Source organism: Kitasatospora sp. NPDC041988 (genome assembly GCF_055588525.1).
The window spans coordinates 1-1,052 of record NZ_JBVJCO010000123.1 but is presented as its reverse complement, the minus strand read 5'-3'; the positions used below and the strand labels follow the sequence as shown (position 1 = coordinate 1,052).

The window sequence follows — 1,052 nt, the reverse complement described above, 5'->3', positions numbered from 1 at the left end:
GCGCATGGCTTGGGGGGTGTCGCGGCGGGTCAGGTCCGGGCCGTCGTACTCGCGGATGACCTCGTAGCGGGTGTTGCGCTCCACCGGACGGAAGCCGGCGTCCCGGATCAGGCCCAGCAGGTCGTCCCGGCCGAGCTTGTTCGGGGTGCCGAAGTTGTCCGCGTCATGGGTGATCTTGTACTCGACCACCGAGCCGTCCATGTCGTCCGCACCATGGCTGAGCGCCAGCTGCGCGGTCGTGACACCGTGCATCACCCAGAAGACCTTGACGTGCGGCACGTTGTCGAACAGCAGCCGGGAGACCGCGAAGGTCTTCAGCGCCTCGGCACCGGTGGCCATCTCGGTACGGGCCATCAGCCTGTTCCGCACGACGCCGTCCTTGGAGTCGTGGAAGTCGTGCTGGTAACGCAGCGGGATGAAGACCTGGAACCCGCCGGTCTCGTCCTGCAGCTCACGCAGCCGCAACACGTGGTCCACCCGGTGGCGGGGCTCCTCGATGTGACCGTAGAGCATCGTCGACGGCGTCTTGAGACCCTTGCCGTGCGCGAGACGGTGGATCCGCGACCAGTCCTCCCAGTGGGTGTCGTGGTCGACGATGTGCTGGCGGACCTCCCAGTCGAAGATCTCCGCCCCACCACCGGTCAGCGACTCCAGACCGGCGTCGATCAACTCGTCCAGGATCTCGTCGGCCGGCATGCCGCTGATCTTCTCGAACCAGTGGATCTCGGTGGCGGTGAAAGCCTTCAGCGACACGTTCGGCAGCGCCGCCTTCAGCTCCCGCAGCGAACGCGGGTAGTAACGCCACGGCAGGGTCGGGTGCAGACCGTTGACGATGTGCAACTCCGTGAGGGAGTCCACCTCCATCGCCTTCGCCAGCCGCACCGCCTCCTCGATCCGCATCGTGTACGCGTCCTTCTCGCCCGGCTTGCGCTGGAACGAGCAGTACGCACAGGACGCGCTGCACACGTTGGTCATGTTGAGGTGACGGTTCACGTTGAAGTGGACGACATCGCCGTTCTTCTCCGTCCGCACATGGTGGGCCAGACCGCCCA

The 1,052-nt window shown here is 66.0% G+C and carries 1 protein-coding gene; it reads right to left on the bottom strand.

What is annotated here, in order from left to right; all coding sequences use genetic code 11:
* On the bottom strand, positions 1 to 1,052 hold a 1,052-nt coding region (gene mqnE, locus ACZ6NC_RS41985), incomplete at both ends, for an aminofutalosine synthase MqnE (protein ID WP_465739157.1).